This window comes from Pseudomonas sp. MF6767 (genome assembly GCF_016405475.1).
Taxonomy (GTDB): domain Bacteria; phylum Pseudomonadota; class Gammaproteobacteria; order Pseudomonadales; family Pseudomonadaceae; genus Aquipseudomonas; species Aquipseudomonas paracarnis.
The window spans coordinates 65,384-80,664 of the sequence record NZ_JAEKCY010000006.1; the positions used below are offsets into that span (position 1 = coordinate 65,384).

The 15,281-nt window shown below is 61.7% G+C and carries 14 protein-coding genes; 5 read left to right on the top strand and 9 right to left on the bottom strand.

The features are described from left to right. Positions 1 to 17: 17 nt before the first annotated feature. The 3 genes from JFT58_RS12085 to ctlX form a co-directional block, all read right to left on the bottom strand. On the bottom strand, positions 18 to 797 hold the full coding sequence (locus JFT58_RS12085; protein ID WP_054898239.1) for an ABC transporter substrate-binding protein: 780 nt from the start codon (positions 795 to 797) through the stop codon (positions 18 to 20). Between the two features lie 227 nt (positions 798 to 1,024). Then, entirely contained in the window at positions 1,025 to 2,071 is a 1,047-nt protein-coding gene (locus tag JFT58_RS12090; protein WP_034127975.1) for an ornithine cyclodeaminase, read from the bottom strand. A gap of 11 nt (positions 2,072 to 2,082) precedes the next feature. Continuing rightward, positions 2,083 to 3,009: a citrulline utilization hydrolase CtlX gene (gene ctlX / locus JFT58_RS12095; RefSeq protein ID WP_054898240.1), complete on the bottom strand. Its 927-nt coding sequence runs from the start codon at positions 3,007 to 3,009 to the stop codon at positions 2,083 to 2,085. A 223-nt stretch (positions 3,010 to 3,232) separates the two neighbouring features. On the opposite strand from ctlX, the gene JFT58_RS12100 reads away from it, so the two are divergent. Continuing rightward, a complete protein-coding gene (locus JFT58_RS12100) occupies positions 3,233 to 4,126 on the top strand; it encodes a GNAT family acetyltransferase (RefSeq protein ID WP_072446150.1) in 894 nt (297 codons plus the stop codon). Between the two features lie 243 nt (positions 4,127 to 4,369). Here the strand turns inward: JFT58_RS12100 and JFT58_RS12105 are convergent, their stop codons facing one another. From JFT58_RS12105 to JFT58_RS12125, 5 genes are all read right to left on the bottom strand, one after another. Then, complete coding sequence (locus JFT58_RS12105; RefSeq protein ID WP_003192309.1) at positions 4,370 to 5,389, bottom strand: branched-chain amino acid aminotransferase; 1,020 nt, start codon at positions 5,387 to 5,389, stop codon at positions 4,370 to 4,372. Positions 5,390 to 5,591: 202 nt separating this feature from the next. Further along, entirely contained in the window at positions 5,592 to 6,971 is a 1,380-nt protein-coding gene (lpdA, locus tag JFT58_RS12110; RefSeq protein WP_054898241.1) for a dihydrolipoyl dehydrogenase, read from the bottom strand. Positions 6,972 to 6,975: 4 nt separating this feature from the next. Continuing rightward, entirely contained in the window at positions 6,976 to 8,241 is a 1,266-nt protein-coding gene (locus JFT58_RS12115) for a dihydrolipoamide acetyltransferase family protein (protein ID WP_054898242.1), read from the bottom strand. Further along, a complete protein-coding gene (locus JFT58_RS12120) occupies positions 8,242 to 9,300 on the bottom strand; it encodes an alpha-ketoacid dehydrogenase subunit beta (RefSeq protein WP_005789444.1) in 1,059 nt (352 codons plus the stop codon). Position 9,301: 1 nt separating this feature from the next. Beyond that, entirely contained in the window at positions 9,302 to 10,537 is a 1,236-nt protein-coding gene (locus JFT58_RS12125) for a 3-methyl-2-oxobutanoate dehydrogenase (2-methylpropanoyl-transferring) subunit alpha (protein WP_054898243.1), read from the bottom strand. 195 nt (positions 10,538 to 10,732) lie between these two features. Here JFT58_RS12125 and bkdR point away from each other — a divergent pair, with 195 nt between their 5' ends. Beyond that, positions 10,733 to 11,221 (top strand): Bkd operon transcriptional regulator BkdR, encoded by a 489-nt coding sequence (gene bkdR, locus JFT58_RS12130; RefSeq protein WP_003174877.1) that lies wholly within the window; start codon positions 10,733 to 10,735, stop codon positions 11,219 to 11,221. Positions 11,222 to 11,805: 584 nt separating this feature from the next. On the opposite strand, the gene JFT58_RS12135 is transcribed toward bkdR, so the two are convergent. Beyond that, positions 11,806 to 12,669, bottom strand: coding sequence for an MBL fold metallo-hydrolase (locus JFT58_RS12135; protein ID WP_054898244.1), 864 nt, complete (start codon positions 12,667 to 12,669; stop codon positions 11,806 to 11,808). Positions 12,670 to 12,763: 94 nt separating this feature from the next. On the opposite strand from JFT58_RS12135, the gene JFT58_RS12140 reads away from it, so the two are divergent. The 3 genes from JFT58_RS12140 to JFT58_RS12150 are packed head-to-tail and all read left to right on the top strand — an operon-like array spanning position 12,764 to position 15,202. Next, positions 12,764 to 13,099, top strand: a complete 336-nt coding sequence (locus JFT58_RS12140; protein ID WP_003174875.1) for an ArsR/SmtB family transcription factor — start codon at positions 12,764 to 12,766, stop codon at positions 13,097 to 13,099. Positions 13,100 to 13,150: 51 nt separating this feature from the next. Continuing rightward, a complete protein-coding gene (locus JFT58_RS12145; protein WP_054898245.1) occupies positions 13,151 to 14,395 on the top strand; it encodes an NAD(P)/FAD-dependent oxidoreductase in 1,245 nt (414 codons plus the stop codon). Next, positions 14,396 to 15,202: a sulfite exporter TauE/SafE family protein gene (locus JFT58_RS12150; RefSeq protein WP_054898246.1), complete on the top strand. Its 807-nt coding sequence runs from the start codon at positions 14,396 to 14,398 to the stop codon at positions 15,200 to 15,202. It abuts the gene before it with no gap. Positions 15,203 to 15,281 lie beyond the last annotated feature (79 nt).

Below are 15,281 nucleotides of genomic sequence, written 5' to 3' on the forward strand. Positions count from 1 at the left end.
AGGGGCACGGTTGCCGGTTACTCGTTGTAGATGTCCTGATCGCCGAAGTATTTCTTCTGGATCTGGGCGTAGGTGCCATCGGCCTGGACGGCGGCGATGCCCTTGTTGATCAGCTCACGCAACGCCTGGTCGTTCTTGCGCAGGCCCATGGCGATGTCCAGAGGCAGGGTCGGGTCCTTGAAGGCCGGGCCGGTCTTGAAGTCGGCGCCTTCGGGCTTGGACAGGAAGTTGAGCTGGGCTTCGAGCTTGTCCGTCAGGGTGGCGTCGAGGCGGCCGTTTTGCAGGTCGGCGTAGTTCTGTTCCTGAGACTGGTACGCCTTGATCTGTGCACCGAGCTTGGACAGGTGCGCGCGGGCATAGGCTTCCTGCAACGAGCCTTGCAGCACGCCAACCTGCTTGCCGTTCAGCGACTCGGGGGTGTCACCGAAGGTGGCGTTTTTGCGGGTGATCACCGAGGTGGGGCTGAGGAACAGGCGGTCGGTGAAGTCGATGACTTTCTCGCGGGCCGGGGTCACGGCCATGGAGGACATGATCGCGTCGAACTTGCGCGCACGCAGGGCCGGGATCATGCCGTCGAATTCGTTGTGCACCCAGGTGCATTTCACTTCGAGCTTGGCGCAGATGGCGTTGCCCAGTTCGATATCGAAACCTTGCAGGCTGCCGTCGGCGGCGACGGATTCGAAGGGCGGGTATTCGGGGAACACGCCAAACCGGATTTCTTTCCAGTCCTGGGCGTGGGCAGCAGTGGCGCACAGTGGCAACAGCAACGCAGCGAAGAGTGATCGCAGAGGAGTCATGTGTCGGTCCCTATATTTTGTAATTGATGTCAGGGGCAGTGAATAACTGGGAGCAGAGAATGCTTCATGATGGTGCGTTTTTTGTGTCGTTTACCCCCTGCGCAAAGCGCAAATTGCGCTGTTAAAACAGGCAATGCAGCGGAATCGGCTGTGACACCGGCAAAATCGGCTTTCAACCCACCCGAATCTGGCCTGCCCTGGGCGCAAAGCGGCAAGCCAGAGCGGTTTCAGGCGCGCTTTTTATGCTGTACCACAGGTTGCTGGGCCAGGCGTGCAAACAGGTCTTTCGGGTCGGCCAGGTCTGGCACCAGCTCCAGCTCGCTCCCCACATCCAGGGCCTTGGCCACGTCCAGTACATAGCGCAGGGCCGAGTAGTCTTCGATAGCAAAACCCACCGAGTCGAACAGGGTGATCTGGCGTTCATTCTCGCGGCCCGGCTGTTGGCCGTTGATCACTTGCCACAGCTCGGTGACCGGCGAATCTTCCGGCATGTGCTGGATTTCGCCTTCGATGCGGCTTTGCGGTTCGTACTCGACGATCACCCTGGCGCGCTCGACGATACGGCGGTCCAGCTCGGTCTTGCCCGGGCAGTCACCGCCCACGGCATTGAGGTGCATGCCTGGCTCGATCATCTCGTCAGTCAGGATGGTGGCGTAGGCCTTGTCTGCAGTCACGGTGGTGACAATGTCCGCGCCTTTGACTGCCTCGGCGACGCTGGCGGCCAGGATCACCTTGATCGCTGGGAACGCCTTGAGGTTGGCGGCGAGCTTGGCGGTGGCCTGGGGGTCGATGTCGAACAGGCGGATTTCAGTAATGCCCAGCATGGCGTGGAAGGCCAGAGCCTGGAATTCGCTTTGGCAGCCGTTGCCGATCAGCGCCATGCTGCGGCTGTTGGCGCGGGCCAGGTAGCGGGCGACCAGGGCCGAGGTGGCAGCGGTGCGGATCGCAGTGGTCAGGGTCATTTCCGCCAGCAGCACCGGTTTGCCGGTGTCGACGTCGCCCAGGGCACCGAACGCCATCACGGTGAGCATGCCGGCCAGGGTGTTTTTCGGGTGGCCGTTGACGTACTTGAAGGCGTACAGCGAGGCGTCGGACACCGGCATCAGCTCGATCACGCCATCCGGTGAATGGTTGGCCAGGCGCGCGCATTTTTCGAAATCCTGCCAACGCAGGTAGTCGGCGCGAATGTAGTCGGCCATCTCGGTGATGCAGGTTTGCAGGCCTTTTTGCGAAACCAGGTAGCTGAGGTCGTTGACGTCGATATAACGGGTCATGGCAAGACTCCTTATTGAAATGAGTGGCGGGCCGGCAGATGCACTTCGGCCAGCATGCAGCGGGCACTGCCGCCGCCGATGCGTTCGATGTTGTCGATATTCACCACCACCGGCCGTGTATGGCGTTCCACATGCTGACGCTGCGCCGGATGCAGGGCGCCCCAGGCACTGGCGGACATCACCAGCAACGGCTGGCCGTCCCGGTCGTGGACCTCCAGCATGTTGCCGGCGAAGGCTTCCAACTGGTCGAAGTCCAGGCTGAGGATGTCCTTGCCGGTGTCACGCAGGGAGCGTTCCAGGGCCAGGCGCTCGCTGTCGTCGGGCAGGGCCTGCAGGCACACCACCGCGAGGTCGCGGCCAACGCTCATCATCACGTTGCTGTGGTAGATGGGGGCCTGGTGACGGTCCAGGGCGTGGAACACACAGAGTTGGTAGTCGAGGCGTTCGGCAAACTGGCGCAGGGCCGCGTGGTGGGTGCGCCCCGAATGGCACGCGTAGCTGATGCGGTGCTGGCGGTCGAGCACCATGCTGCCGGTGCCTTCCAGGAAGATGTTCTGTTGTTCCAGGTGGCAGAGGTCGATGGTGGTGTTGATCGCAAAGCGTTGCTCCAGTACTTGCAGCACGCCCTTGTTGCGCTCCAGTCGGCGGTTCTGGCCTTCCATGGGGTAGAGCACCAGGCTGCCGTCGGCATGGCTGCTCCACCAGTTGTTGGGGAAGATCGAGTCGGGCGTATGAGGCGCCGGCGTGTCCTGCACCACCAGCACCTCCACGCCATGCTGGCGCAGGGTGTCGACATAACCGTCGAACTCCTCCAGCGCTTTGTGCTGTGCACTGAGCGGGTCCAGCGGCGGGCGTTGGAAACGGTTGTTGATCGCGGTATCCGGGTTGAAGGCAAAGCGCGCCGGGCGGATCATCAGGACGGTGTTGGTGGTTTGCATGGGGGCACGGGTCCGTTGGGGATCTTGTGCCGCTATTGTGTGCGTTGCGGGGAAAGGATCCCGGCTGAAACAGCGGGGTGGCTCAGCCAAGAAAGCTGAAAACGGGGGTGGCGCAGCCGAATCGGCTGCCAGATTGAAATACGATCAACCTGTGGGAGCAGGCAAGCCAGCTCCCACATTGGTATTGTGGTGATTGTTATCGTTGTGTCAGCCAGGAGGAACCATGTCTACCGCTGTTCGCCTTGCCCAACCTTCAGATGCCGAGGGCATCAGCCAGGTCATCCTGGCTGCGCTGCACAGCAGCAACGCACGTGATTACCCAGCAGATGTGATTGCGCGGGTTGCCAGCAACTTCACCCCCGACGCGGTAATGGCGTTACTCCAGCGGCGTGTGGTGTTGGTGGCGACTCAGGATCAACTGATCGTTGCTACGGCCGCACTGGACGGCAACGTGGTGCGCTCGGTGTTCGTCAACCCGGCGCTGCAAGGGCAGGGCATTGGCCGATTGTTGATGATCGAGATCGAGCTGCGCGCCCGTGAAGCCGGCGTGACGGTGCTGAGCGTGCCGTCCTCGCTGACGGCGCAAGCCTTCTACGCCAAGCTGGGTTTTCACAACGTGCGTGACGTGTACCACGGCAACGAGCGCACGTTGGTGATGGAAAAGGCGCTGTTGTCCCGCCACCCCATCGGGCCGTATCGCGACCGTCAACACCGTGCCCAGGTGATTGAGTTATGGCAGCAGGCGTTTGGCTATGACACCGCGCATAACCTGCCGAGCCTGGCGATTGATAAGAAACTGGCGGTCAATGACGGGTTGTTCTTCGTTGCCACCGACAACAAAGCCGTGATCGGTACCATCCTCGCCGGCTATGACGGGCATCGTGGCTGGTTGTATTCGGTGGCGGTGCATACCGACTATCGGCGCCATGGCCTGGGGTCGTCGCTGGTGCGCTATGCCGAACAGGCGTTGACAGCGCTGGGTTGCATGAAAATCAACCTGCAGATCACCGGCGGCAATGACGTGGTGGTGGGGTTTTATGAGGCGTTGGGGTATGGGGTGGAGCCGAGGATCAGTATGGGCAAGAAGATTGCCGAGAATATTACGCCACGCTCATGAAGGTGCAGAAACCAGTGTGGGAGCTGGCTTGCCTGCGATAGCGATAGGCCTTTGATCGTTCCCACGCTCTGCGTGGGAATGCCGCCTGGGATGCTCCGCGTCCCGCCGGACAACAGGTGACGCGGAGCGTCAGGGGATGCATTGCATTCCCACGCGGAGCGTGGGAACGATCAAGCGGAGCGTGGGAACGATCAACCAGCCAGCTCCCACAGGGTTTTGTGGTGTCGCTGGCTTTTGTGGCTGTCAGACCTTGACGATCCAACCCGCTGGCGCTTCCACGTCACCGGTCTGCACACCGGTCAGCTCTTTGTAAAGCTTCTGGGTAATCGGGCCGACTTCGGTTTCGCTGTGGAACACGTGCAGCTTGCCGTTGTACTGGATGCCGCCGATAGGCGAGATCACCGCAGCGGTACCGCAGGCGCCGGCTTCCTTGAATTGGTCCAGCTTGTCGATGAACACTTCGCCTTCTACCACTTCCAGGCCCAGGCGGGTCTGGGCCAGTTCGATCAGCGACAGGCGGGTGATGCCTGGCAATACCGAAGGCGACTTCGGCGTGATGAACTGGTTGTCGTGGGTGATCCCGAAGAAGTTGGCCGAGCCGACTTCTTCGATTTTCGAGTGGGTCATCGGGTCCAGATAGATCGCGTCGGCGAAACCGGATTTCTTCGCTTCCGAGCCGGGCATCAGGCTGGCGGCGTAGTTGCCACCGACCTTGGCGGCACCGGTGCCTTGCGGCGCGGCGCGGTCGTAGCCGGAGATCTGGAAGTTGTGCGGCACCAGGCCGCCCTTGAAGTAGGCACCGACCGGGATGCAGAACACCGAGAAGATGAATTCCGGCGCGGTACGCACGCCGATGTTGTCACCGGTGCCGATCACGAACGGGCGTAGGTACAGCGCGCCGCCACTGCCGTACGGCGGGATGAAGCGCTCGTTGGCCTTGACCACTTGTTTGCAGGCGTCGATGAACGCGTCGGTCGGCACTTGTGGCATCAGCAGGCGGCCACAGCTGCGCTGCATGCGGGCGGCGTTCTGGTCCGGGCGGAACAGGTTGATCGAACCGTCCTTGCAACGGTAGGCCTTCAGACCCTCGAAGCATTGCTGGCCATAATGCAGGGCAGTGGAGCCCTCGCTGATGTGCAGCACATTGTCGTCGGTCAGGGTGCCAGCTTGCCATTCGCCGTTCTTCCAGACCTGGAGAAACCGCTTGTCGGTCTTGATGTAGTCAAAACCCAGCTTGTCCCAATTGATGCTCTCGTTACCCATGACACCCTCTATCTCTGGTCAAGTCGGATTTTTTTCTGGATGGCGCAACAATACTGCATTCTTGGCCGGTGTGGGAGCAGGGCGGTGGACCATTCAACTCTGCATTGGCTGATCCACCGCTATCGCAGGCAAGCCAGCTCCCACACTTGGAACGTATTCCAATGTGGGAGCCGGGCTTGCCCGCGATGGCCTCGCCACGGCTTTACAGGTGCAACGCGTGCCCCAATGCCCGCAGCGCGGCTTCCTGCACCGCTTCACCCAGGGTCGGATGGGCATGGATGGTCCCGGCCACATCCTCCAGGCGCGCGCCCATTTCCAGGCTCAGGCCAAACGCAGTGGACAGTTCCGACACCCCAGCCCCCACCGCTTGCCAGCCAACAATCAAATGATTGTCACGCCGCGCCACCACCCGCACGAAGCCGGCTTTGGACTCCAGCGTCATGGCCCGGCCATTGGCGGCGAACGGGAAGCTCGACACAATGCAATCCAGGCCAGCAGCCTTGGCCTCGTCCGGGGTCTTGCCGACCACCACCAGTTCCGGGTCGGTAAAGCACACCGCCGGAATTGCCGCTGGGTTGAATTCGCGGGCCTTGCCGCTGATCAGTTCGGCAACCATTTCGCCCTGGACCATGGCCCGGTGCGCCAGCATCGGCTCGCCACTGAGGTCGCCAATGGCGTACACGTTGCGCATGCTGGTCTGGCAGCGGCTGTCGATCTTGATCGCCGCGCCGTTCATGTCCAGGTTCAGCGCTTCGAGGTTCCAGCCTTGGGTGTTGGGTTTGCGCCCCACGGCGACCAGCACCTGGTCGGTGTCCAGCGCCAGGGTGTCGCCATTGGGTGCACGTACTTGCAGCTTGTTGTCGGCAAAGCCGGTGACGCTGTGTTCCAGGTACAGCTTCACGCCGAGTTTCTTCAGGGATTCAGCCACCGGCAGGGTTAGCTCGGCGTCGTAGGCCGGCAGGATGTGCGCCTGGGCCTCGACCACACTGACGTCGGCACCAAGCTTGCGGTAGGCAATCCCCAGTTCCAGGCCGATATAACCACCGCCCACCACGATCAAACGTTTGGGTACATGGGTCGGTGCTAGGGCTTCGGTGGACGAGATAATCGGCCCGCCAATCGGCAGCATCGGCAGGTTGACGCTTGTCGAGCCGGTGGCCAACAGCAGGTGTTCGCACTGGATGCGTTGCTCGCCCACCTCGACGGTCTTGCCGTCGATGACTTTGGCCCAGCCATGGATCACCTGCACCTTGTGTTTTTTCAGCAGTGCGGCGACGCCGGTGGTCAGGCGGTCAACGATGCCGTCTTTCCATTCCACGCTCTTGCGGATGTCCAAAGTCGGTACATCCACCTCAATGCCCAACTGCGAGCCCTGGCTATGGTGCACGGTTTGCTGGAACTGCTCGGCCACATGGATCAGCGCCTTAGAGGGAATGCAGCCAATGTTCAGGCAGGTGCCGCCCAGTGCTTGGCCTTCCACCAGAATGGTGGGGATGCCCAGTTGGCCTGCGCGAATCGCCGCGACATAACCGCCGGGGCCGCCGCCGATAATCAGCAGCGTGGTGTGCAATGTCTGAGTCATGCCCTTACTCCAGGAACAGGCTGGCGGGTTGTTCGAGCAGGCCGCGAATGGCCTGGATGAATTGCGCCGCGTCCATGCCATCGACCACGCGGTGATCGAAAGAGCTGGAGAGGTTCATCATCTTGCGCACCACAATCTGGCCCTTGATCACCATCGGCCGCTCAACGATGCGGTTGACGCCGACGATGGCCACTTCCGGCAGGTTCAGCACTGGCGTACTGACGATGCCGCCCAGGGCGCCAAGGCTGGTCAGGGTAATGGTCGAACCGGACAGCTCTTCACGGCTGGCCTTGCCTGTGCGTGCGGCATTGGCCAAACGCGCGATTTCTTCGGCAGTGCCCCACAGGCTGCGGGCTTCGGCGTGGCGCACCACCGGCACCATCAGGCCCACGTCGCTCTGGGTGGCGACGCCCACGTGCACGGCACCAAGGCGAGTGATGACCTGGGCTTCGTCGTCGTAACGCGCATTGATCTGCGGGAAGTCGCGCAAGGCTACCACCATGGCCCGCACGATAAACGGCAGCAGGGTCAGCTTGCCGCGTGTCGCACCGTGCTTCTCGTTGAGGTGCACGCGCAACTCGTCGAGGGCGGTGACGTCGATCTCTTCCACGTAGCTGAAATGCGCGGCGCGGCGGGTGGCGTCCTGCATGCGCTGGGCGATCTTGCGGCGCATGCCGATCACCGGGATCTGGTGTTCGTCAGTGCGCTCGGCATACGGGTTGGCGGCGCTGGCGCCCGTTGTCGGGCCCTGGCGCAAGTAAGCCTCCAGGTCTTCATGCAGAATCCGGCCCGCAGGCCCTGTGCCCTGGACCAGGCGCAGTTGAATCCCGGCATCCAGCGCGTGTTTGCGCACGGCAGGCGAGGCCAACGGGCGTTCGCTGGCTTCACGGGCCACGGGCGCTTGCGGCGCTTTCACTACTGCAGCGGGCTTGCTTTCTACCGGCGCCTGTACCGGTTTGGCTTCGGCCACAGGTGGCGCGGCCTTCGCCGGCTCGGCAACCTCCGGCATATCCTTGGTATTGCCTGCGCCTTCCACTTCAATGCTGATCAAAATGCTGCCCACTGCCATGACCTCACCCGGCTCGCCGCCGAGGGAAATCACCTTGCCGTGGACCGGCGAGGGAATATCCACCATCGCCTTGTCGGTCATCACATCCGCCAGCACCTGGTCTTCAACCACCAAGTCGCCGACCTTTACATGCCATACCGATAATTCAACTTCCGCGATGCCTTCGCCAATGTCCGGCATCTTGATAACGTGCGTGCCCATTCAGACCTCCATGACCCGTTTCAACGCCGCGCCCACTCGGGACGGCCCTGGGAAATACGCCCACTCCTGCGCGTGCGGGTAGGGAGTGTCCCAACCAGTGACGCGTTCGATCGGCGCTTCCAGGTGGTGGAAGCAATGCTCTTGCACCAGCGAGACCAACTCGGCACCAAAGCCGCAGGTGCGCGTGGCCTCATGCACCACCACGCAACGGCCGGTCTTTTTCACCGACTTGACGATGGTCTCCAGGTCCAGCGGCCACAGGCTGCGCAGGTCAATGACCTCGGCGTCGATGCCGGTTTCTTCAGCGGCGACTTGCGACACATACACGGTGGTGCCATAGGTCAGCACGGTCACGGCCGAGCCTGGGCGCACGATGGCGGCTACGTCCAGGGGCACGGTGTAGTAACCGTCCGGCACCTGGGCTTGGGGGTGTTTGGACCACGGCGTTACCGGGCGGTCGTGGTGGCCATCGAAAGGGCCGTTATACAGGCGCTTGGGTTCGAGGAAGATCACCGGGTCATCGTTTTCGATGGAGGCGATCAGCAGGCCCTTGGCGTCATAGGGGTTGGACGGCATCACCGTGCGCAGGCCGCAGACCTGGGTGAACACCGCTTCGATACTCTGGCTGTGGGTCTGGCCGCCATAGATGCCGCCGCCGCAGGGCATGCGCATGGTCAAGGGCGCAGTGAACTGGCCGGCCGAGCGATAACGCAGGCGTGCCGCTTCGGAAATGATCTGGTCGGTGGCGGGGTAGACGTAGTCGGCGAACTGGATTTCCGCTACCGGGCGCAGGCCGTAAGCGCCCATGCCCACGGCCACGCCGACGATGCCGCTTTCCGAGATCGGCGCGTCAAACACCCGCGAGCTACCGTACTTGGTCTGCAAGCCTTCGGTGCAACGGAACACGCCGCCGAAGTAACCGACGTCCTGGCCGAACACCACCACGTTGTCGTCACGCTCAAGCATCACATCCATGGCCGAGCGCAGGGCCTGGATCATGGTCATGGTGGTGGTGGTCATGGCGGTTTCCAGTTCGATACTGTTGTTGTGGTCGTTCATGTCACACCCCCAGCTCTTGACGCTGGCGCTTCAAGTGCTCCGGCATCTCTTTATAGACATCCTCGAACATGGTCGCGGCGCTTGGAATCTGGCCACCGGCCAGGGTGCCGTACTGTTCGGCTTCTTTCTGCGCCTTGACCACTTCGGCTTCAAGTTCTGCACTGACCGCCGCGTGTTCCTCTTCGGACCACTGGCCAATCTTGATCAGGTGCTGCTTGAGGCGGGCAATCGGATCGCCCAACGGGAAGTGGCTCCAGTCGTCGGCGGGTCGATATTTGGATGGGTCATCGGAGGTGGAATGCGGGCCGGCGCGGTAGGTGACCCACTCGATCAGGGTGGGCCCCAGGTTACGGCGCGCACGTTCGGCGGCCCAGGCCGAGGCGGCGTACACGGCGATAAAGTCATTGCCGTCCACGCGCAGGGAAGCGATGCCGCACCCGACGCCGCGTCCGGCGAAGGTGGTGGCTTCACCGCCAGCGATGGCCTGGAAGGTGGAGATCGCCCACTGGTTGTTGACCACGTTGAGGATCACCGGCGCGCGGTACACGTGTGCGAAGGTGAGGGCGGTGTGGAAGTCCGATTCAGCAGTGGCGCCGTCGCCGATCCAGGCCGAGGCGATCTTGGTATCGCCCTTGATCGCCGAGGCCATGCCCCAACCCACGCCCTGCACGAATTGGGTGGCAAGGTTGCCGGAAATAGTGAAGAAGCCCGCCTCCTTGACCGAATACATGATCGGCAATTGGCGGCCCTTGAGCGGGTCGCGCTCGTTGGACAGCAGTTGGCAGATCAGGTCCACCAGCGGCACCTCGCGGGCCATCAGGATGCTTTGCTGGCGATAGGTGGGGAAGCACATGTCGTCGATATTCAAGGCCAGGGCCTGGGCGCTGCCGATGGCTTCTTCGCCAAGGCTTTGCATGTAGAACGACATTTTTTTCTGACGCTGGGCGACCACCATACGGTTGTCGAAAATGCGCGTCTTGAGCATGGCGCGCATGCCTTTGCGCATGATCTCGGTGGAGACACCTTCGGCCCACGGGCCCAGGGCCTGGCCCTGATCGTCGAGCACACGGATCAGGCCCTTGGCCAGGTCGGCGGTGTCGGCGGGCTCTACGTCGATGGCGGGTTTGCGTACCAGGCCGGCGTCGGTCAAACGCAAGTAGGTGAAGTCGGTCTTGCAGCCTGGGCGGCCCGAGGGTTCGGGAACGTGCAGGCGCAGCGGTGCATACGGCTGGGTCATGGCTTTCTACGCTCTATCTTGTGAATTTCTTGTAGTGGGCGCGCTAGCTGACAGTCAGTCTTCGGATAGAAGAAATCTTGTCCTACAACAATCATAGGCGTGGCGTAGAAGAATATTTATCTCTGTTTCATTGCGTCGCCGGCCATTTGCGGATAAAAAAACTGCATAAACATAATAAACAGGTGATTTTGTCTCATGCGCAAACTGGACCGTACCGATATCGGCATTCTCAACGCCCTGCAGGAGAATGCCCGGATCACCAATGCCGACCTGGCCCGCTCGGTCAACCTGTCGCCTACGCCGTGTTTCAACCGGGTCAAGGCGATGGAAGAACTGGGGCTGATTCGTGAGCAGGTCACGCTGCTGGATGCTGATTTGCTGGGGCTGCACGTCAATGTGTTCATCCATGTGAGCCTGGAAAAACAGAACGAGCTGGCGCTGCAGCAATTCGAAGGGGCGATCTCGGATCGGCCTGAGGTGATGGAGTGCTACCTGATGGCCGGCGACCCGGACTATTTGATCCGCGTGTTGGTGCCCACGATCCAGTCCCTGGAGCGCTTTATGATGGACTTTTTGACCAAGGTGCCGGGGGTGGCGAACATTCGCTCCAGCTTTGCCTTGAAGCAAGTGCGCTACAAAACCGCGCTGCCGTTGCCGGCCAACGGCATCAGCCTCGGTTCCTGATTCAACACGGAACAATGTGGGGCTTGCCTGTGATGACGGCACCCCGCGATCCAACTGTGGGAGCTGGCTTGCCTGCGATGGCGGCCTGACAGCCGACGACTACCTACCTGACACCCTAACGATCCAACTGTGGGAGCTGGCTTGCCTGCGAAGACGGCCTCACAGTCAATGCAGCTGGATTGTGTACATATCCATTCCTGCGGTAACGGCCACTTAGGGTTCCGCCCTGACGGCGGCTCACTTTCGAAAAGCGCGAAAGTAAGCAAAGCGCTCTTGCCCCACCACTCGGCACCTCGCTTAGGCTCGGTGTGCCCGTAATCCGCCAGTGATTTGGGGGGCCGCCGCCACGCGCCATCCATGGCGCGGGGCGGCTAAACCGGCATCCCTGCCGGTTTACCCCCCAAATCCCTGTCGAATTCCGGCCAGCGTGGTTTAACGGGGCGCCTAAGATCAAAAGCAGATCAACAGCGGCTCGCTTCGCATCGTGGTTACCGTTGGTCGGTATAGAGCGGTATATCGGGCAAATGGGCCAACTGACCCACCGCTATCGCAGGCAAGCCAGCTCCCACAGCGGATCGGTGCTTCTAAAGTTGGTTGAGGGGGATTTTCAGGTACGTCACGCCGTTCTCTTCTGCCGGCGGCATATTTCCAGCCCGCACATTTACCTGGATCGCCGGAAGCAACAACGTTGGCATGCCCAATCCAGCATCACGCTGGGTGCGCATCTGTACAAACGCCGCTTCATCCACCCCATCATGCACATGAATATTGCCCGCCCGTTGTTCCGCCACGGTGGTCTGGTACCTGGCCTCACGGCCTTCAGGCGGATAGTCATGACACACATACAGCCTGGTATCGGAGGGGAACGCCAACAGCTTGCGCATCGACGCGTACAACTGCCGCGCATCGCCGCCGGGGAAGTCGCAGCGGGCGGTGCCGACGTCGGGCATGAACAGGGTGTCGCCCACCAGGATCAAGCGGCCGTCGATCAAATAAGCCATGTCCGCCGGGGTGTGTCCGGGCACATGCAACGCCTGGGCCTTCAAGTTGCCGATATGAAAGATTTCATCCGGCGCAAACAGGTGATCGAACTGCGAGCCGTCCACGCGAAATTCCGGCTCGAGGTTGAACAGGTTCTTGAACACGCCCTGCACCTTGCTGATCGACTCGCCTATCGCGATCTTGCCGCCCAAGGTGCGGCGCAGGTAGGGCGCGGCGGACAGGTGGTCGGCATGGGCGTGGGTTTCCAGCAGCCACTGCACGTGCAGGCCATGCTCGCGCACAAAGGCAATCACCTTGTCGGCTTGTGCCGTATCGGTGCGCCCCGAAGCCGGGTCGTAATTGAGCACCGAGTCGACGATGGCGCAGGGGCCGCCATCGGCTTCATAGACGATATAGGTGTAGGTCGACGATGCGTCATCCAGAAAGGCTTGAATCAACGCTGGCATGGCGGCTGTCTCTGCTGAAGAAAAAAGTGGTTACAATCAGTTTACGTTTACACATAATGTTTTGAGCTTAAGTGACTTAAAGGACCCGAGGCAAATGGAATCTACGTTGAGTGAGGGCGAGGTCGCCCAGTTGCGTGCATCGGCGTCCAAGGCCTGTGCCTTGCTCAAGGCCCTGGCCAACGAAGATCGCTTGTTGATCCTGTGCCAGTTGACCCAGGGCGAGCGCAACGTCGGCGAGCTGGAAGCCCTGACCGGCGTACGCCAGCCCACCCTGTCACAACAGTTGGGCATCCTGCGCGATGAAGGGCTGGTCGCCACCCGTCGGGAAGGCAAATACATTTTCTACGGGTTGGCCAGCCACGAAGTGATTCAAGTGATGAAAACCCTGTCCGGGCTGTATTGCGGCGCGGTCATCAAAAGCTGGGCGTGACGCCATCCGGCAGCGACCCTTGTGTGCATTGACTCAAAAAGGCAGTAGACAATGACCGAACAACACTGGGGACCCACCATCAGTGGCGATATCGTAGTCATCGGCGGCGGCTCGGCAGGCATCGGCCTGCTGGCCAGCCTGCTCAAGCGCGACCCGCAGCTGAACATCACCCTCATCGAACCTAACGACTACCACTGCTACCAACCGGCCTGGACCCTGGTCGGCGGCGGCGCTTACGACCTGCACAAGACCCGCCGGCCCCTGGCCGATGTGCTGCCCAATGGCGTCAGCTGGGTGCAGGCCGCCGTCAGCGAACTGTTGCCCGATGAAAACACCCTGGTGCTCGACAGCGGCCAGCGCGTCACCTGGAAGAACCTTATCGTCTGCCCTGGCCTGCGCCTGGCCTGGGAAAAAATCGAAGGCCTGCAAGACACCCTTGGCCAGCACGGTGTCACGTCCAACTACAGCTACGAGCATGCCGCGTACACCTGGCAGTTGGTGCAGCAGCTCAAGGGTGGCAAGGCGTTGTTCACCCAGCCGGCGATGCCGATCAAATGTGCCGGCGCGCCGCAAAAAGCCCTGTACCTGTCTTGCGACCACTGGCTCAAGCAGGGCGACCTCAAACACATCGACGTCGAGTTCAACCTGGCCGGTGCGGCGTTGTTCGGTGTGCCAACCTTTGTGCCGCCGCTGATGAAGTACGTCGAAAAATACAACGCTCGCCTGGCGTTCAACTCCAACCTGGTGAAAGTCGACGGCCCGGCGCGCAAAGCCTGGTTTGAAGTCAAAGACGCCGAAGGCAACGCGACGGTCGAAGAGAAAACCTTCGACATGCTCCACGTCGTACCGCCGCAGTTGTCCCCGGACTTTATCCGCCAGAGCCCGCTGGCCGACGCCGCCGGCTGGTGCGAAGTGAACCCCCACAGCCTGCAACACCTGCGCTACCCGCATATCTTCGGCCTGGGCGATGTGTGCGGCACCACCAACGCCAAGACTGCTGCGGCGGTGCGCAAGCAAATCGTGGTGGTGGCCGAAAACCTGCTGGCCCTGCGCAAGCAGGCACCTTTGCCGCTCAAATATGACGGCTATGGTTCCTGCCCACTGACGGTGGAGAAGGGCAAGGTGGTGCTTGCCGAGTTTGGCTACGGCGGCACGTTGCTGCCGACCTTTCCCCTCGATCCCACGCAGGCACGCCGTTCGATGTGGTTCCTCAAGGCCACGCTGCTGCCTTGGTTCTACTGGAATGGCATGCTCAAGGGCCGCGAGTGGCTGACCCGTCTGAGCAAGGTGGACTGAATGCTGCTGGCCAGTGTGTTGGGTGTATTGATGGGCCTGGTCATGGGCCTGACTGGCGCGGGCGGCGGCATCCTTGGGGTGCCGGCGCTGGTGCTGGGGCTGGGCTTGACCATGACCCAGGCCGCGCCGGTGTCGTTGCTGGCGGTGGGCGCAGCGGCAGCGGTTGGTGCCATTGATGGCTTGCGTCATGGCTTGGTGCGTTACCGTGCGGCGTTACTGATCGCCTTGCTTGGCGCGCTGTTTTCGCCGTTGGGCGTGTTTGTCGCCCACCAACTGTCGGAACCGGTGCTGATGGGGCTGTTCAGTGCGCTGATGGTGCTGGTGGCCTGGCGCATGCTGCAACGGGAAAAGCGCGAGGCCGGGCCGAGTGACCATGGTGCGGCGTCGTGGGGCCAGAAAAACTGCATGCTCAACCAGCAGACCGGTCGCCTGGCCTGGACCGCCAAATGCAGCGCCACCCTGGCGGCGTTGGGAGCGGTGACCGGCGCCGTTTCAGGTTTGCTGGGCGTGGGCGGCGGCTTCCTGATCGTGCCGGCGTTCAAGCAACTGACCGACGTGCAGATGCGCGGGATCGTCGCCACGTCGTTAATGGTGGTCAGCCTGCTGTCGCTGATCGGCGTGGCCGGTGCGTTTCATGCGGGCGTGAGCATCGAGCCGGTGGGCTGGGTGTTTATTGGTGCGAGCGTCGTCGGCATGTTGGCGGGAAGGCGGTTGTGTTCGGTGATCCCCGCGCGGGTGTTGCAAGTGGGGTTCGCCAGCCTGTGTGGAGTGGTGGCGATTGGGATGCTAGCCAGCGCGTTGTTCTGACGCTGTACCTGTGCACTGTCACGAAATCTTGTACTTGGTCAGGAACCTCCTCATTGAGCGCTGACACTCAGTGAACGGC